This is a genomic window from Burkholderia sp. SIMBA_062, assembly GCF_046534765.1.
GTDB classification, from domain to species: Bacteria; Pseudomonadota; Gammaproteobacteria; order Burkholderiales; family Burkholderiaceae; genus Burkholderia; species Burkholderia ambifaria.
This window is the reverse complement of the sequence record NZ_JAWRYD010000001.1, coordinates 157858-174242: the sequence shown is the minus strand read 5'-3', so window position 1 is coordinate 174242 and position 16385 is coordinate 157858. Positions and strand designations below refer to the sequence as shown.

The window sequence follows — 16385 nt, the reverse complement described above, 5'->3', positions numbered from 1 at the left end:
TGTGCGCAACGGACATGTTGCGGCAGGATGCGAATGCGCGGCGCATCGCCCGGCCATGCCGCGTGCGCCCGCTACCGCGTGATTGTGCTTGCTGCGCTGTTGATCGCGCATGATCGGCCCCGTATATGATTTTGGCCGATCATACCAAGACTGATTGCCGAGACGGGATTTCCTGAGAAGAATTGACGTTCTTTGCGCAACGCCAGCCATCCCGTGCTAAGTCGCGGGCCGGGAGAGCATGCGCGCGACGCCGCGCGGGCCCGCGAGCCGGCGCGCCGGTTGGCGCTAGTCGGTCACCTTCTGCCGCAGCGTCACGAACTCCTCGGCCGCGGTCGGGTGAATGCCGATCGTGTCGTCGAACTGCGCCTTCGTCGCGCCTGCGCGAATCGCGATCGCGATGCCCTGGATGATCTCGCCCGCGTCGCGGCCGACCATGTGCGCGCCGACCACGCGCTGGCTGTCGCGCGCGACCACGAGCTTCATCAGCGTACGTTCGTCGCGGCCCGACAGCGTGTGGCGCAGCGCCTTGAACGACGTGCGGTAGATGTCGAGCTCGCCGTACACGCCGCGCGCATGCGCCTCGGTGAGGCCAACCGTCGCGACCTCGGGCTGGCTGAACACCGCGGACGGCACCCATTCGTGATCGGTCGCGGCGCGGCGCCCGCCGAACAGCGTCGCCGCGAGCAGCGCGCCGTCGCGCGTCGCGACCGGCGTGAGCTGCGGCCGCGACGTCACGTCGCCGATCGCATGGATCGATTCGACCGACGTCGCCGAATACGCATCGACCGCGATCGCGCCGCGCGCGTCGAGCAGCACGCCCGCGCGCTCGAGCCCGAGACCCTCGACGTTCGGCACGCGGCCGGTCGCATAGAGCACCGCGTCGTACGGCCCGTGCTGCGCATCGCCGACCCGCACGCCGAGCGTGCCGTCGTCCGCGCGCGCGATCGATTCCACCACCGCGCGCGCATGGATCGCGACGCCCTGCTTGGTCATCTCGTCGGTCAGGAATTGACGCACGTCGTCGTCGAAGCCGCGCAGGATCTTCTCGCCGCGATAGAACAGGTCGACATGGCTGCCGAAGCCGTTGAAGATGCCCGCGAACTCGACGGCGATATAGCCGCCGCCAACCACCGCGATGCGCTCGGGCAGCTTCGCGAGCGACAGCGCCTCGCGCGACGTGATCGCATGCTCGATGCCGGGCCGCGGCGGCAGCGACGGGCGCGAGCCGGTCGCGATCGCGATGTGGCGCGCGCGGATCGTGCGCGCGCCGACCGCGACGGTGTGCGCGTCGACGAGCGTCGCGCGCCCCGCGTGCATCTCGACACCGGACTGTCGCAGCAGGTTGATGTAGATGTCGCTGAGCCGGTTGATCTCGCGATCCTTCGCGGCGATCAGCGCGGGCCAGTCGAGCGTGCCGGCGCCGAAGGTCCAGCCGAAGCCCTTCGCGTCCTCGATCTCGTGCGGATAATGCGATGCGTAGACGAGCAGCTTCTTCGGGATGCAGCCGCGCAGCACGCAGGTGCCGCCGATCTGCTCCTCTTCCGCTATCCCGACGCGCGCGCCGTATGACGCCGACATCCGGGCGAGCCTCACGCCGCCGGAGCCGGCGCCGATGACGAACAGGTCGTAGTCGAATTCCATCGCAAGCCCTCATCGTTGTTCAGCAGTTCGGATGACGGCACGATAACAAGATTCCGGCATTCGTGCGGGACGTGGCGGCGCGGCGCGCGCGCCCCATAAAAAACGGCGAGAGACGTCGCCTCTCGCCGGTCAAACCAGCTGCCGGGTGTGCCATGCGTCACCGATCGACCACATGCCCGGCCTGCCGGCCGCGCGGCGCCGGTCCGCCCGGGCGCGCGAACGGCGCACCCGCGGCGGGCCCGCCGCCATGCTCAGGCCTGCGACGTGTCGCCGCCGTCCGTCGCCTGCGTATCGTCTGCCTGCTGGGGCTGCTCTTCCTTCTTCTCGAGCATGCCTTCGATCGCCTCGGCGCCCTTGAAGCCGGCGACGGCCGCTGCCGCCTTGGTCAGCAGGCCCGCATCCGGATCGAGCTTCTCGGCTGCCTCGACGGCCGCCACGGCGCCAGCGATTTCACCCACGGTGTTCAGGATACCCATCGTCATCCCCTTTCAAGAAAATCGTGAGCGCATCGTCCCACGAAAAAAACCGGCAGACCGTGTTTGTCATCACCGGATACACAAATTACGCACCAGGCCGGCCGCACGCGAAACGCGCGCCGGAACGACGCCCGCGCGTGCGCTGCGGCGCACGGGCGGACCCTGCGCGCAGCGTAGCGCAAACGCTTCGCGCGTACTGTCAAAGTATGTTCCGGATTGCCGACGGAACGCTTACGGGCGACGCGTTTTCGATGGAGCGATCGCTGAATGGCCGTGCACGCGCCGCAAGCGCGCGTGACGAAAAAAAAGAGGCTCCTGCGGGAGCCTCTTCGATGTGCGCCGAGCCGCGGCCCGCGCGTGCGTGGTCCGACTTTCGTCAGAAGATATTGCGCAGGCCGATCGCGATGCCGGTCTGGTTGCTGCGACCCGGCAGCTCGACATTCGCCGCGCCGTTCGTCTTGTTGAAGTCGACGGTGCCGTAGATTTCCGTGCGCTTGCTCAGCGCATACTCGGCGATGCCGACGATCGCGTAGCGGTTGCCGCTCGCGAGCGTGCCGTTCGTGGTCATCGCGTTGCGCATGTGGTCGTAGTAGAACGCGCCCGTCAGCGTCAGCGGCGTGCTGACCTGCCAGCTCACGCCCGCGAACGGACCGTCGTCGATCCGGCCCGTGCCCTTCGCGACCGGGATCGACTGCTGCGCGAGCAGGCTGTCGACGAAACCGGTGTCGTCCTTCGAGCGCAGGTAGCCCGCATAGACCTTCGCCTTGCTGAACGCGTACACGACGTTCGCGTGGTAGATCGTCTGCTTGCGCGCGGAGTTGTCGCTGTTCTGCTGCGCGCCGGCCGCGATGCTGAGCGGGCCCGCCACGTACGACAGCGACACGCCCCATGCATTGCCCTTGCCGAGCGAACCCGGGATCTGGCCCGAGAAGCCGCCGGCGCCGGTCGATTCGTAGTTCGTGCCCGTCGAGTACATCGCCTTCGCGGTCAGGCCCGCGAACTTGCCCGTGTACTTGATCTGGTTGTCCGCATACAGCCCGCCACCCAGCGCGACCGGCAGCCACGCGTTTTCGAGGTAGTTGCCGACCGTCAGCGGATCGTAGGTGTCCGCCAGCAGGTCGAACAGCGGGGTCTTCTGGCGGCCGAGGGTCACCGTGCCGTACGGGCTCTGCAGGCCGACGTACGCTGCGCGGTTGAACAGGCGGCCGCTGTCGGCGAATCCGCCGTTCTGCAGGTTGACGCCGCTTTCGAGGTTGAACACGGCCTTCAGGCCGCTGCCGAGGTCTTCCGTGCCGTAGATGCCGAAGCGGCTATTGGTGATCGCGCCGTTGGCCATCGACAGCAGGCCGTCGTTCTTGGCGTTTGCGTTGGTCAGGTAACGGATGCTGGCGTCGGCGACGCCCCACAGCGTGACCGAGCTTTGTGCTGCTGCGTACTGGCTGGCGAAGGCCAGCGCCGCGGCCCCTGCGATAGCTGCGAGTCGGGTGGTCTGCTTCATGAGCTTGCCCTTTTTGTAGGTGTCTCCATTCATGGCCGGCCGCGTGCGCGGCCGGGTGGCGATCGCGGAACGCTCATGGCGTGCGCGATGTGGGCTGAATCATAAGACCAGTGCGCGCGCTGAAAGAAATTGAAAAAGTGTGGCAGCGCGCGATTGTCGCCCGGGCGCAACGGTTACCGCGTGGGGTTTGCGTCGCGTGGCGTGCCGCCGTCGGGATGGCTGCTGTTGCTGCTGTTGCTGCTGTTGCTGCTGTTGCTGCTGTGGCTGCCGTTGCTGCTGTGGCTGCCGTTGCTGCCGTTGCTGCCGTTGCTGCCAGCGCCACCGCTACCGCCGTTACTGCCAGCGCCGCCATCGCCCCCACCGCCCGCGCGCCACCGCGCCCGCCGCACGATCTCCGCGAACGCACCGACGAGCAACAGCACCGCGCCCCACAGTGCGACGTCCGGCACGAGCCGCGTCACGAGGCCGCCGATCACCGCGCCGGCCAGGAAACAGAAGCTGATCGTCGCGAGCAGCGCCGAGTCGTGCAGCGCGAGCGCGTCGTAGCGCGGAATCAGCCCGACGAACAGCTTCTGCGCGGCGCGCCGCAGGTTGCCGGTCGTCATCACCGACGTGTACGACAGTGCCTCGAGATGGGTGAACGACAGCGTCTGCAGCGTCGCGACGAACGAGATGCCGGGAATCAGCCACGCGCTCGACGCGCCGACGAGCCCGCTCGCGGCGAAGCCGAGAAACGCGATCTCGACGATCAGGCTCACGAACGCGGTGTGGCGCATCCAGCCTCGCTGCGCGGCGAGGCCGAACAGGTGCGCGACGAATACCGCGACCACGAAGCCGCCGAGCGGCGGCACGTGATGCAGCGCTTCCGCCCATTCGCCGGCCGACAGGTTGATGCCGAGCAGCGCGACGTTGCCGGTCATCGTGTTCGCGAACACGTGGCCGTGACCGACGTAGGTGTACGCGTCGAGGTAGCCGCCGGACAGCGTGAGCAGCGCGGCGACGGTGAGGTTGCGGCTGGCGCCGTCGAGATCCATCGATCCTCCCGTGGGGCGCGCCGTCCGGCCGCACGAGGCGAAGCGGGCGGCGCCTGATTCATCGGTTCCGGCGGGTGCCGGACGTCGCGGCTGGCGCGCAGCCGCGCCAATATAATGATTGGCGTCGGGCGCGCGCAGGCTGCGCATGCCGCCATCGCGGATGTCCGTGTCGGAAAACCGGCCGAGTATACCGGGCACCTTCGCGGCCACCTTCGCCGACTACCTTCGCCGCCTCCCGCACGCCGCTTCACCCCGACCCGCTGCCCCTGTCGACACGCCGCCGCATGCCATGACACCCGCGAAGTTCTTCCTGCGCTACACCGTGATCCCGTTCGTCGCGATCGTGCTGGTGGCCGTCTGGGCGTTCAACCGCGAATCGGGCGAAGTCGATGCGCGCCAGTATGCGGCGCTGGTGGCGGCCTATCCGTCGTTCACGCCGAAGCTGAAGCACGAGGTGGCCGACGCGATGCGCGGCAGCGGCAGGCTCGGCAAGGCCGACTACGACGCGATCATGCGCGACGCGCTCGACGCCGGTTACGTGATGGACTGGCCGGCCGCGACGGACGACGTCGGCGGCGAGCGCGGCCGGCTGCTCGGCCTCGTGAACAGCGACCGGCCGGCGTCGCCGTAGCGCTCGGTCACGCCCGGCATCGCTCGGCCGCCGCCGATTGGCTCCAGCTCACTGACCGATGCCGGTGAGGCCGATCAGCGCGCCGGCCGCGAGCAGCCACAGCGGGTGGATGCGCGTGCGCCACGCGAGCACCGCGCATGCGGCGGTGATGCCCCACTGGATCGCGGTGCGGTTCGACGCCTCCGAGATCAGCACCGCGCTGGCCGCGACGAGCCCGGCCGTGACCGGCATCAGCCCCTGCTGCACGTAGCGGCGCCACGGCCGGTCGCGAAAGCGCTCCCACGCATGCAGCGCGAGCACCGTGACGATCGAGGACGGCCCGAACTTCGCGATCGACGCGACCAGCAGCCCGGCCCAGCCGGCCACGTGCCAGCCGACCAGCGACACGATCATCATGTTCGGCCCCGGAGCGGCCTGCGCGAGCGCGAACAGCGCGGTGAACTCGTGCGCGCTCATCCAGTGATGGACGTCGACCACCTGCCGCTGCATCTCCGGCAGGATCGTGTTGCCGCCGCCGAACGCGAGCAGCGACAGCTGGCTGAAGATCGTCGCGATCGCGATCAGCGTGTCGTTCACGACCGGCCTCCGTCGCGGGCGGCGGTGCGTTGCGATGCCGGCGTATCGCGCCGCCGCGACGCGAGCCAGATGCTGACGGGCGTCAGCACCAGCATCGTGGTGAGCAGCGGAAGGCGCAGCACCGCGATCGCGACGAACGCGAGCGCCGCGATGCCTGCCGCCGTGCGCGGCGCGTGCCGCAGCGGCTTCGCGACCTTCACGGCCATCGCAACGAGCAGGCCCGCGGCCGCGGCGGCGAGACCGCCGAACAGGTGCTGCACGCGCGGATCGCCCTGCGTCTTCGCATACAGCACGCCGAGCGCGACGACGACCAGCGTCGGGCCCGCGATCAGCCCGAGAATGCCGGCGAACGCGCCCGCGACACCGCGAAAGCGCATGCCGACGGCGACCGACAGGTTGATCACGTTGCCGCCCGGCAGGAACTGGCACAGGCCGAGCAGATCGGTGAATTCGTCGGCGGACAGCCACTTGCGCTCGTCGACGATCGTGCGCCGCGCGAACGGCAGCGCGCCGCCGAACGACATCAGGCCGAGCGACAGGAAGCCGGTGAACAGCTCGGCGAGGCCGACCCGGCGCGAGGGCGCGGCGGGCGGCGGGGAAACGGATTGCATGGGGCTCCTCATCAAACGGTGCCCCGAGATTACCGCCGTTCGGAATGCCGGCAAAACGATTTTATCGACACCCCCTTGTGATCTAGAATCACAAGCATGCCACGCGATCTCCCGCCCTTTTCCGCGCTTCGGGCCTTTGAAGCAGCGGCACGACACGAAAGCTTCAGCGCCGCGGGCGACGAGCTGCATGTGACTCACGGTGCCATCAGCCGGCAGATCGCCGGGTTCGAGGCGTGGCTCGGCAAGCCGGTGTTCCATCGCTACGGCAAGCGCGTGAGGCTCACCGACGAAGGCCGCCGCTATCTGGACACCGTGCGCGCCGCGTTCGACAGCATCGCGCTCGCCACCGAGCAGTTGCGCAACACCGGCGCCGCGCGCGTGCTGCGCATCAATGCGCTGCCGACCTTCGCGATGAAATGGCTGCTGCCGCGCCTGTCGCGATTCCAGCGCGACGTGCCGAACGTCGAGCTGAAGCTGTCCACGTCGAACGCACCGCTCGACGCGCTCGACGGCTTCGACGTCGCGATCCGCCGCGGCCCCGGCCACTGGCCGAACTGCACGAGCGGCCACTTCCTCGACGAAAGCGTGATTCCGGTCTGCAGCCCCGCGCTGCTCAAGCGCGCGCCGATCACCCGCGCGGACGATCTCGCACGGCACGTGCTGCTGCATTCGGATACGCGGCCGGAAGGCTGGCGCGACTGGTTCGCGGCGGCCGGCGTGACGCCGAAGGGGCGCAAGCGGCAGTCGTTCGACCACTTCTACCTCGCGCTGCAGGCGGCCGTCGACGGGCTGGGCGTCGCGCTCGGCCCGCTGCCGCTGATCGACGACGAACTCGCGAGCGGGCGCCTGGTGATGCCGCTCGACGGGCCGCGCATCGCGACGCGCAGCTACTGGTGGATCGCGCCGCGCGCGCCGGCCGACGATCCGCTCGTCGCGCAGTTCTGCGCGTGGCTGCAGGCGCAGTCGAACACCGGCGCGTAAGGCGCGGCGGCGGGCGGCATTGCACCGCCCGCGCCCGGCTCAGACCACCGGCCCCGGTTCCTTTTCCTTGCGCAGGATCGCGTACAGGATGATCGCGCCGAACGTCGCCGTGCCGATCCCGCCGAGCCCGAAGCCGCCGATCTTCAGCGAGAAGTCGCCGGCGCCGAGCACCAGCGTGACGGCCGCAACGATCAGGTTGCGGTTGTCGGAGAAGTCGACCTTGTTGACGACCCAGATCCGCGCACCCGTCACCGCGATCAGCCCGAACACGACGATCGATACGCCGCCGAGCACCGGGCCCGGAATCGTCTGGATCACCGCGCCGAACTTCGGCGAGAAACCCAGCCCGATCGCGATCAGCGCGGCGACCGCGAACACCAGCGTCGAATAGATCCGCGTGACGGCCATCACGCCGATGTTCTCCGCGTAGGTGGTCACGCCCGTGCCGCCGACACTGCCCGACACGATCGTCGCGAGCCCGTCGCCGATGAACGCGCGGCCGACGTAGCGGTCGAGGTTGTGGCCCGTCATCGCGCTGACGGCCTTGATGTGGCCGAGGTTCTCGGCGACGAGAATCACCGCGATCGGCGCGAGCATCAGCATCGCGTGCGGATCGAACACGGGCGCACGGAAAGCCGGCACGCCGAACCACGCGGCATGCGCGACGATCGAGAAATCGATCGGCTTGCCGAGGCCCATCGCGTTGGTCGCGATCGCGTACAGCGCGTATGCGATCGCGAGCCCGACCAGGATCAGCAGGCGCTGCATCATCCCGCGCGCGAACACCGCGACGCCGCCCACGCACAGCACCGTGACGAGCGCCATCACCGAGTCGAAGGTCGAAGCCGACACGCCCTTGACCGCGATCGGCGCGAGGTTCAGCCCGATCACCGCGACCACCGCGCCGGTGACGACGGGCGGCATCAGCGTCTCGATCCAGCGCGTGCCGATCGCCTGCACCAGCGCGCCGAGCGCGACGTATACGACGCCGCACGCGACGATCCCGCCGAGCGCGACCGCGATGTTCGGGTTCGGGCCGCTGCCGCCGTAGCCCGTCACCGCGATCACGAGGCCGATGAACGCGAAGCTCGAGCCGAGGTAGCTCGGCACGCGGCCGCCGACCAGCACGAAGAACAGCAGCGTGCCGATGCCCGACATGAAGATGCACAGGTTCGGGTCGAAGCCCATCAGCAGCGGCGCGAGCACGGTCGAGCCGAACATCGCGACGACGTGCTGCACGCCCATCGCGACCATCTGCGGCCATGCGAGGCGTTCGTCGGGGCCGACCACGCGCGACGCGCCGGTCGATTGCACGCGCCAGCGCGGGAAGTAGGAATCGGACATGGGGAAAAGGGGCTCCTGTCGAACGCCGGCTGCGGACGGTGCGCCGGTCTGGAATCTGGCGCGAGTTTACGGAGCGGAAATGGGGCTGGCAAGCGGGACTGGCAAGCGGGGCTGGCAAGCGCGAACCGCCGGTGCGACGGCCACGCCGGCAGAGGGCGGGCGCCGGAGCGGCGCGATCGCACGTTCAGTGCCCGGCGCGGCCGTGCCCGCGCAATGGCGCTCGGCCGGCGCCCGCCACGATGTAAGCGTGCGCTCACATCGCAGCAGACGCCGCGGACATCACGGATTGATGTACTGGAACAGCGACAGGTTCTGCAGTTGCACGTAGGCCTTCTGCGCGCCGGTCAGCGCGTTCTGCACCTGCAGGTACTGGCTGATCGTCGTCGTCATGTTGGTGCTGGTCAGGTCCGTCAGGTTGCTGGTGGTTTGCAGCGACGCGGTCTGGTTGACGGTCTGCATCGCCTTGACCTCCTGCTCGCGGCCGCCGACCGACGCCTGGATCGTCGTCACGTTGCGCATCGTGTTGCCGAGCTTGATCGAGCCCGTCATCATCGCGTTCGACAGCGCCGCGGCGGCGACGGGGTTGCCGGTCACGGGCGTCTTCAGCGCCGCGATCATCGAGTCGAGCGTCGAGAACACGTCCGCGCCGCCGCTCGCCTGCGGGCCGGGCGTCACGGCGAACGTGTCGCCGGCGGCCGGCGTACCCGACACCGCCACCGTCATCCCGCCGCCGAGCGCGATCGGCGCGCCCGCCGTGTACGCCTGCGCGGCCGTGGTGGTCGGCGGCGTGGCCGAGTTGTCGGTCACCGTGTAGGTCGGCGCGGCGGGCGTGCCGCCGAACGCGATCGCGAAGTGATGGCCGTTGGTCGCGGCCGACGGGCTCGTGACCGTCACCGCGGTGATCGTGCCGGTGCCCGTGTTGGCGCCGCCGGCCGACGGCACCGGTGCGCTGCCGAGCGACGCCACCGACATGAACACCGCCGAACCGGTGTCGCCCTGCGCCACGCTGCTCGAATCGCCGATCTGCACCTGGCGCGTGCCCGAGTCGCCGACGTAGCTGACGCTGCCGTTCGGGCTGCTGGTAAACGGCGCCGACGAATTGTTCAGGCCGGCGAACAGGTAGTTGCCGGCCCCGTCGTTCGAGTTCGCGAGCGTCATCAGCTGGTCGCGATAGCCTTGCAGCTGCGTCGCGAGCGCCGAGCGGTCGCCGTCGGCCAGCGAGCCGTCGCCGGCACGCACGACGAGCGTCTGCACGCCGGTCAGTACGCCGCTCACGCTCTGCAGCGCCTGGTCCTCGGCCTGCAGCGACGCGAGCGCCGCGGTTTGGTTGGTCGCGTACTGCGACAGCGTCGCCGACGTCATCGACAGCTGCACGGCCTGCGCCGCGCCGACCGGGTTGTCGGCCGGCGTCTGCAGGCTTACGCCGCTCGCGATCTGCTGGTACAGCTGCGCGAGCTGCGCCTGCTGATCGTTCATCTGGGAAACGTTCAGCTGAAAGAACTGGGCGCTGGAAATTCGCATCGCTTCTATTCCTCGAATCCGGTCAGTTGAACAGGCCGAGCACGGTCTGGAACAGCGTCGCCGCCGTCTGGATCACCTTCGCGTTCGCCTGGTAAAGCTGCTGGTACTGCATCAGGTTCGCCGCTTCCTCGTTCTGGTTCACGCCCGACACCGACTGCTGCGCGGTCGTGATCTGGCCGACCAGCGAGGTCTGCGCGGCGCTCGACGATTTCAGCTGGCTCGCCGTGTTGCCGATGGCGTTCACATAGTTCGCATATGCGCCGGTCAGCGTCGTTGTGCCGCCGCCGAGCGACTTCGCGGTGACGAGCTGCGACAGCGCGAGCGCGTTGGAGCCGTCGCTCGTGCCGCCCGCGTACGGTCCGATCGTGAACGCGTCGCCATCCGACGGCGCGCCGGACAGCGTGACGGTCACGCCGTTCATCACGCCCGCCGGCGCCGGCTGCGTGGTGCTCATGATCGTCAGCTTCGCGCCGGCCGTCGCGTTGTACGGCACGCTGTCGGTCGGGCTCGTGATCGTCACCGAGGTGGGCGGCGTGCCCGCGATCGTCACCGTGGTGCCGGCCTGGAAGCCCGACAGCGACTTCGACGCCGCGTCGTAGGTGAGCTTGGTCGGCGTCGTCGGGACCTGGTAGCCGGCGCTCACCGCGCCCTGCGTGATCTTGCCCGTGCCGAGGTTGGTGCTCGACGCCGCCGCGACCACCGGCGACGCGGCCGCGATCGCCGAACCGCTCGTCGTCGCGAGGCCGAAGCCGTTCAGCGCGCCGCGCGTCGGCAGTACGGTGAACTGGTCGCCGGCATTCATCGAGCCGGACGCGAATGAGAAGTTCAGCCCGCCGACCGACGCCGGCATCGACGTCGACTGGCCGACCACCGACCCGCTCGCGCGGTCGGTCAGCGTGTAGTTGGTGCCGTCGTACGACAGCGTGTAGTCGCTCGTCGTCGGCTGCGATGGGTTGGCGAACGAGACGGACAGCGACGCGTTGCCGGTATTGCCCTGGTTCGAATAGACGGCCGGGTTCGCGACCGTGAACAGGTTGCCGCCCGGCTTGCCCGACAGGTCGATGCCGAGCGCGTTCTGCCCGTTGACCTGCGCGGCGAAGCTGGTCGCGAGCGCGCCGAGCTGCGCCTGCGCGGGGTCGAGCGTCTGGCTGCGGAACGCGAGCAGGCCGCCGAGCGTGCCGCCCGACAGCGACGTATCCGGCAGCGCCTGGTTCGGGCCCGGCGGGTTCGCGCCGGCGATCCCCTGCGACACGACGGTCAGTTCGCTCGGATCGGACGGCGACGTGACCGTCGCGAGCTGGTAGCTCTTGTCGGCGACGACGAGCGGCTGGCCGCCCGCGAGGAACACGCTGTAGCCGCTGTCGTTGCGCACGACCTGCACGCCGGCGAGGCTCGACAGGTTCGACACCGCGAGGTCGCGCTGGTCCATCAGCTGGTTGGGCGGCTGCCCCTGGCTGCTCGCCGCCGTGATCTGCTGGTTCAGTTGCGCGATCTGCGCGGTGTACGTGTTGATCTGCGACACGGTGCTGGTGAGCTGCGTGTTGACGCTCTGGCGCAGCGCGTCGTACTGCTGGCCGGCCGCCTTGAGTTGATCGGCGAGCACCTGCGCGTTGCTGATGGCGGTCTGCCGCACCGACGGATCGGACGCATTGTTCGCGACGTTCTGCAGCCCGGTGAAATAGCCGGTGATCGCAGTCGAGATGCCGGCCGTCGGGCTGCCGACGTAGTTGTTCAGCTGCGCGACGAGCGAATACCACGTCGAGAGCGCGCCGCCCTGCGACTGCGCGCTGTTCAGCTGGTCGCTCAGGTACTGGCTGTACTGCCGCTGCACGGTGACGGTGTTCACGCCCTGCGGCATGTAGCCGCTCGACGTGTACTGGCCGCTCGCCTCGGCATAAACGGGGCGCTCGACCGAATAGCCGGGCGTCGCGGCGTTGCTGATGTTCTGACCGGTCGTCGTGAGGCCCCAGAGCGCGGCATTGAGGCCGCTGACGCCGAGGTTCATGAGTGTGTTGGACATGCGCGATCCTGATGAGCCGGCCGCGCTGCGGCCGCCGGGTTGCGTGACTCCCGGTATAACGGCCGCGGATCGGAAAAATTGAGGAAAAAATGCACGCGCGACGCACGCTCGCGCGTCGCCGGTCGAGGGCCGCGGCGGACGCTGCCGGCGCCGCTGCGAAGGCGGCCCCGAGCGGGGCCGCGAGGGGCTGCGAGGGGGTGCGTCAGGCCCGCGCGAGCGAGCGGCGCTTCATCTCGAGCTGGGTGATGAGGCGCTGCAGCGTGTTCTCCGCGCTGCCCGGCAGCGACATGAAGCGAAAGCCGAGCTGATAGCGCCGCGAACCGTTCGGCATCTGCGTCGAGCGCTGCGACACGAGGCGAAGTTCCAGCGACAGCTTGCCATGGCCGGTCAGCTCGAGCTCGACGTCCGGCAGCAGCGTGCCGACCTCGAGCGCCTCGACGCGCTCGTCGGCCGTGCGCAACCCGACGCCGCCGAGCGACAGGTTATGCACCTCGAACACGAAGCTCTCGCCGTCCGGCAGCTTGCCGCGGCAGAGGAACGGATCGACGATCGGCGCATCGACGCGGAAGTACTCGCGGCGCTGGATGCACATCAGCACGTCGGGGAAATCGGCGACGAACGCGGGCAGCCCCTCGTAGCGCGTCTCGCGCGGCGTGCTCGTGGTGAATTCGACCCGTACGCCCTCCGGCGCGGCCGAGAACGTACAGTGCGACGCGGCGAGGATGCCGGCGTTCTGCTCGGACAGCGCGCCCCAGTCGAACGTGAACGTGCGCGCGCCGACGTCGACCTCGAGCAGGCGCGTGACCAGCTGGCCGCCCGGGTACTGGACGGTCAGGAAGTCGCCGCGGTTCACGAGATTGCGCAGCTGCACGCCGATCTCCAGCGGATTGCGGCGGGCGTAGTCAGGCCCGGAATGGCCCGCATCCAGGCTCGGAGCGGTCGACGTTTCGATATTCATGGCTAGCCGGTTTTCTTGTCAGGGCGCCCGGACGACGGTGCGCAGTAAAACCGGGCCAGAACAGGGCCCGGTTGCAGGTCTCACACACTTAGCGGCAGTGCTCACCGAAAGTTTAGATCGAAATGCCGATATTTTTCGCGCAAACGTTGAAACCGCGCGCGGCGGGGTGCCGGGCGCGGTCCGAAAGGCGGCGGAATGGGGCTTGCCCGTCAGCCGATCTGCTGCATGATCGAGATCAGCTTCTTCGCGTAATTCGGGTCGGTCGCGTAACCGGCCTTCTGCATCCCGTGCGCGAAACCCTCGACGCTGCGGCTCGCGCTCAGCACGCCCGCGTAGCGCGGGTTGTTCTTCAGCAGGTTCGCATAGTCGGTCATCGCATGCTCGTACGAATCGTACGCGCGGAACTTCGCGACGACGCGCCGCGGCGTGCCGTTCACGTACTCGGTCGTCAGCGCCGACACCGTGCGGCCCGTCCAGCCCTTGTTCGCCTTGATGCCGAACACGTTGTAGCTCGTCGAGCCGTCGCTCGCGCGGATCTCGCGCTTGCCCCAGCCCGATTCGAGCGCGGCCTGGCCGACGATGAAGCGCGCCGGAATGCCGGTGCTCGCGCTGGCCGCCTGCGCCGGCGCGGCGAGCCGGTCGACGAACGCGTCGGCGTCCTGCACGCCGCTCGCGCCCTTCACGGGCGGCGTGAGCGCGCTGCCGGCCGAGTAGCCGCGCGCGCCGGCGAGCCCGCCGTTGTTCGCCGCGTTCGCATACGCGCGCGCCATCGCATTCATCGCGGCGAGGCTGCCTTCGTTGCCCGACGTGCCGGCGCCGGCTGCGCCCAGGCCCGCCGCGCCGAGCCCGGCCGCGCCGGCGTCGGCCGCCGTGCCGCCGCCCTGCCCCGCGTTGCGCATCAGCTGCTTCATCAGCGCGTCGGCGACGCCGATCCCGCGCTTCGACATCTGCTGCGCGAGCTGCTGGTCGAGCATCGACGTGTACATCTTCGACGTGTGCGAATCGAGCAGGCCGCCGTCGGGCGAGGCGTCGCGCATGCTCTTGAGCATCATCTGCGTGAACATCGCGTCGAACTGGCCGGCCACCGCCTTCGCGCCGGCCTGCGGCGACTGCTTCGCCTGCGCGCGCAGCGCGTCGAAACCCTGCACGTCGAGCGCGAAGCGCTGCGTGAGGTCGTTTGCGTTGGGGAGCGTGGCTGCCATTTAGATCACCTCCAGGTCGGCGCGCAGCGCGCCGGCCGCCTTCATCGCCTGCAGGATCGACATCAGGTCCGCCGGCGTCGCGCCGAGCGTGTTCAGCGCCTTCACGACGTCGGCGAGGTTCGCGCCGGCCGTCACCATCTTGAGCGCCCCGTTGTCCTGCTTCAACTGGATCTGCGACTGCTGCGCGACCACCGTCTGCCCGTTCGAGAACGGCCCGGGCTGCGACACCACCGGCTGCGTGTTGACGACCACCGACAGGTTGCCGTGCGCGACCGCGCAGCTTTGCAGCGTCACCATCTGGTTCATCACGATCGAGCCGGTGCGCGCGTTCAGGATGACCTTCGCGGCGGCCTTGTCCGGGCTCACGTCGAGGTTCTGCAGGCGCGCCATGAACGCGACCTGCTGCGCGGAATCCGCCGGCGCGGCGAGCTGGATCGTGCGGCCGTCGAGCGCCGTCGCGGTGCCCGGGCCGAAGCTCGAATTGACCGCGGACACGATCCGCTGCGCGGTGCCGTAGTCCATGTCGTTCAGTTGCAGCTGCAGCACGCCGTTCATCTGCGCGATCGCGTTCGGCACCGCGCGCTCGACGATCGCGCCGCCGACGATCCGGCCGGCCGCGAGCTGGTTCACCTGCACGCGGCTGCCGTTCGCGCTCGCGCCCGCGCCGCCGACCGCCATGTTGCCCTGCGCGAGCGCATACACCTGCCCGTCCGCGCCCTTCAGCGGCGTGAGCAGCAGCGTGCCGCCGCGCAGGCTCTTCGCGTTGCCGAGCGACGACACGGTCACGTCGAGCGCTTCGCCCGGCCGCGCGAACGGCGGCAGCGTGGCCGTCACCATCACGGCCGCGACGTTCTTCAGCTGCATGTTGCTCAGCGACGACGGGCCGCCGTTGGCCGACCCGTTGTTGATCGAGATGCCGAGGTTCGCGAGCATGTTCGCGAGCGTCTGCGTCGTGAACGGCGTCTGCATCGTCTGGTCGCCCGTGCCGTCGAGCCCGACGACGAGGCCATAGCCGATCAGCGGGTTGTCGCGCACGCCCTGGATCTGCGCGAGATCCTTCAGGCGTTCGGCATGTGCGGGCACGGTGCCGAGCACGCATGCGGTGGCCAAGGCCGCGAGCGCGGCGGCGATCCGCGCGACGGCATGCGCGCGGGACGACAGTCGATGGAAAAGAGGCTGCGGCATCGTCATCACCACGGTGCGAGGTTGAGGAAGAAGCGCTGCAGCCAGCCCATCGTCTCGGCTTCGTTGATGTAGCCCTTCGACGAGTATTCGATCTTCGCGTCGGCGACCTGCGTCGAATAGACGGAGTTCGCGCCCGAGATCGTGTTCGGGTTGACGACCCCCGAAAAACGCACGAATTCGTTGCCCTGGTTGATCAGCATCTGCTTCTCGCCGCTGACCACGAGGTTGCCGTTCGGCAGCACGCTGGTGACGGTCACGGTGATCGTGCCATTGAACGTGTTCGCCGCGCTCGCGCCGCCGGTGGCCGCGAACTTGTTGGCGCCGGCCGCCGACAGGTTCGCCTTCGCGAACAGCCCGCCGAGGAACGCGGCCGTCGGCACACTGAAGTCGGTGTTGCCCTGCCGGTTGGTGTTCGCGCCCGACGACTTGGTCGCGTTGATGTTCTCCGCGATCATGATCGTCAGGATGTCGCCGATATTGCGCGGCCGCTGATCCTCGAACAGCGGCCGGCCCGCGTAGCCCGGGTTGTAGATCGAGCCGGGCGCCTGCATCGACATCGGCATCGGCGGCTGCGCCGTCATCGGCTGCTGGATGATCGGATCGCGCGGAATCTGCGCGCAGCCGGCGAGCGCGGCCACCGCGAGCGCGCACACGGCGCGCACGGGGGCTGACGGGAGGAGGCGAACCTGCTTCATGGCGACGACTGG

General features: G+C 69.2%; 15 protein-coding genes. 2 read left to right on the top strand and 13 right to left on the bottom strand.

All coding sequences use genetic code 11. From position 1 onward, the window contains the following. Positions 1 to 285: 285 nt before the first annotated feature. The 4 genes from gor to SB786_RS00820 all read right to left on the bottom strand — a co-directional run bounded on the left by gor (position 286) and on the right by SB786_RS00820 (position 4649). On the bottom strand, positions 286 to 1641 hold the full coding sequence (gene gor, locus SB786_RS00835) for a glutathione-disulfide reductase (RefSeq protein WP_410725751.1): 1356 nt from the start codon (positions 1639 to 1641) through the stop codon (positions 286 to 288). Positions 1642 to 1892: 251 nt separating this feature from the next. Next, positions 1893 to 2117: a hypothetical protein gene (locus tag SB786_RS00830; protein ID WP_410725750.1), complete on the bottom strand. Its 225-nt coding sequence runs from the start codon at positions 2115 to 2117 to the stop codon at positions 1893 to 1895. Between the two features lie 376 nt (positions 2118 to 2493). Continuing rightward, a complete protein-coding gene (locus SB786_RS00825) occupies positions 2494 to 3615 on the bottom strand; it encodes a porin (protein ID WP_410725749.1) in 1122 nt (373 codons plus the stop codon). A gap of 173 nt (positions 3616 to 3788) precedes the next feature. Continuing rightward, positions 3789 to 4649: a YoaK family protein gene (locus SB786_RS00820; RefSeq protein ID WP_410725748.1), complete on the bottom strand. Its 861-nt coding sequence runs from the start codon at positions 4647 to 4649 to the stop codon at positions 3789 to 3791. A gap of 289 nt (positions 4650 to 4938) precedes the next feature. Between SB786_RS00820 and SB786_RS00815 the strand changes: the two genes are divergently transcribed. Continuing rightward, the gene (locus SB786_RS00815) at positions 4939 to 5280 is read left to right on the top strand and encodes a hypothetical protein (protein WP_410725747.1); all 342 of its coding nucleotides are present in this window, start codon (positions 4939 to 4941) and stop codon (positions 5278 to 5280) included. 48 nt (positions 5281 to 5328) lie between these two features. Here the strand turns inward: SB786_RS00815 and SB786_RS00810 are convergent, their stop codons facing one another. Both SB786_RS00810 and SB786_RS00805 read right to left on the bottom strand, forming a co-directional pair. Further along, positions 5329 to 5856, bottom strand: coding sequence for a chromate transporter (locus SB786_RS00810; protein WP_006760173.1), 528 nt, complete (start codon positions 5854 to 5856; stop codon positions 5329 to 5331). Beyond that, positions 5853 to 6467, bottom strand: a complete 615-nt coding sequence (locus SB786_RS00805; RefSeq protein ID WP_410725746.1) for a chromate transporter — start codon at positions 6465 to 6467, stop codon at positions 5853 to 5855. Before SB786_RS00805 ends, SB786_RS00810 begins: the two co-directional genes overlap by 4 nt. A gap of 96 nt (positions 6468 to 6563) precedes the next feature. On the opposite strand from SB786_RS00805, the gene SB786_RS00800 reads away from it, so the two are divergent. Continuing rightward, the gene (locus tag SB786_RS00800; RefSeq protein ID WP_410725745.1) at positions 6564 to 7448 is read left to right on the top strand and encodes a transcriptional regulator GcvA; all 885 of its coding nucleotides are present in this window, start codon (positions 6564 to 6566) and stop codon (positions 7446 to 7448) included. Between the two features lie 39 nt (positions 7449 to 7487). Here SB786_RS00800 and SB786_RS00795 read toward each other — a convergent pair whose 3' ends face one another. The 7 genes from SB786_RS00795 to flgH form a co-directional block, all read right to left on the bottom strand. Next, positions 7488 to 8792 carry a solute carrier family 23 protein gene (locus tag SB786_RS00795; protein ID WP_006760170.1) on the bottom strand — a complete coding sequence of 435 codons (1305 nt, stop codon included), beginning with the start codon at positions 8790 to 8792 and terminating at the stop codon, positions 7488 to 7490. Positions 8793 to 9071: 279 nt separating this feature from the next. Further along, positions 9072 to 10313: a flagellar hook-associated protein FlgL gene (gene flgL / locus SB786_RS00790; protein WP_410725744.1), complete on the bottom strand. Its 1242-nt coding sequence runs from the start codon at positions 10311 to 10313 to the stop codon at positions 9072 to 9074. 22 nt (positions 10314 to 10335) lie between these two features. Continuing rightward, complete coding sequence (gene flgK / locus SB786_RS00785) at positions 10336 to 12333, bottom strand: flagellar hook-associated protein FlgK (protein WP_410725743.1); 1998 nt, start codon at positions 12331 to 12333, stop codon at positions 10336 to 10338. A 202-nt stretch (positions 12334 to 12535) separates the two neighbouring features. Continuing rightward, positions 12536 to 13291: a flagellar brake protein gene (locus SB786_RS00780; protein ID WP_410725742.1), complete on the bottom strand. Its 756-nt coding sequence runs from the start codon at positions 13289 to 13291 to the stop codon at positions 12536 to 12538. A gap of 209 nt (positions 13292 to 13500) precedes the next feature. Next, a complete protein-coding gene (flgJ, locus tag SB786_RS00775) occupies positions 13501 to 14493 on the bottom strand; it encodes a flagellar assembly peptidoglycan hydrolase FlgJ (RefSeq protein ID WP_410725741.1) in 993 nt (330 codons plus the stop codon). After that, positions 14494 to 15678, bottom strand: a complete 1185-nt coding sequence (locus SB786_RS00770; RefSeq protein ID WP_410725740.1) for a flagellar basal body P-ring protein FlgI — start codon at positions 15676 to 15678, stop codon at positions 14494 to 14496. Positions 15679 to 15683: 5 nt separating this feature from the next. After that, on the bottom strand, positions 15684 to 16373 hold the full coding sequence (flgH, locus tag SB786_RS00765) for a flagellar basal body L-ring protein FlgH (RefSeq protein ID WP_410725739.1): 690 nt from the start codon (positions 16371 to 16373) through the stop codon (positions 15684 to 15686). Between the last annotated feature and the right edge of the window lie 12 nt (positions 16374 to 16385).

Bases quoted from the DNA above. Each gene is read 5' to 3' on its own strand.
- SB786_RS00825 (WP_410725749.1), bottom strand. From the start codon at position 3,615: ATGAAGCAGACCACCCGACTCGCAGCTATCGCAGGGGCCGCGGCGCTG.
- flgJ (WP_410725741.1), bottom strand. From the start codon at position 14,493: ATGGCAGCCACGCTCCCCAACGCAAACGACCTCACGCAGCGCTTCGCG.
- flgH (WP_410725739.1), bottom strand. From the start codon at position 16,373: ATGAAGCAGGTTCGCCTCCTCCCGTCAGCCCCCGTGCGCGCCGTGTGC.
- SB786_RS00800 (WP_410725745.1), top strand. From the start codon at position 6,564: ATGCCACGCGATCTCCCGCCCTTTTCCGCGCTTCGGGCCTTTGAAGCA.
- flgL (WP_410725744.1), bottom strand. From the start codon at position 10,313: ATGCGAATTTCCAGCGCCCAGTTCTTTCAGCTGAACGTTTCCCAGATG.
- SB786_RS00770 (WP_410725740.1), bottom strand. From the start codon at position 15,678: ATGCCGCAGCCTCTTTTCCATCGACTGTCGTCCCGCGCGCATGCCGTC.
- SB786_RS00820 (WP_410725748.1), bottom strand. From the start codon at position 4,649: ATGGATCTCGACGGCGCCAGCCGCAACCTCACCGTCGCCGCGCTGCTC.
- SB786_RS00780 (WP_410725742.1), bottom strand. From the start codon at position 13,291: ATGAATATCGAAACGTCGACCGCTCCGAGCCTGGATGCGGGCCATTCC.
- SB786_RS00805 (WP_410725746.1), bottom strand. From the start codon at position 6,467: ATGCAATCCGTTTCCCCGCCGCCCGCCGCGCCCTCGCGCCGGGTCGGC.
- SB786_RS00815 (WP_410725747.1), top strand. From the start codon at position 4,939: ATGACACCCGCGAAGTTCTTCCTGCGCTACACCGTGATCCCGTTCGTC.
- gor (WP_410725751.1), bottom strand. From the start codon at position 1,641: ATGGAATTCGACTACGACCTGTTCGTCATCGGCGCCGGCTCCGGCGGC.
- flgK (WP_410725743.1), bottom strand. From the start codon at position 12,333: ATGTCCAACACACTCATGAACCTCGGCGTCAGCGGCCTCAATGCCGCG.
- SB786_RS00830 (WP_410725750.1), bottom strand. From the start codon at position 2,117: ATGGGTATCCTGAACACCGTGGGTGAAATCGCTGGCGCCGTGGCGGCC.
- SB786_RS00795 (WP_006760170.1), bottom strand. From the start codon at position 8,792: ATGTCCGATTCCTACTTCCCGCGCTGGCGCGTGCAATCGACCGGCGCG.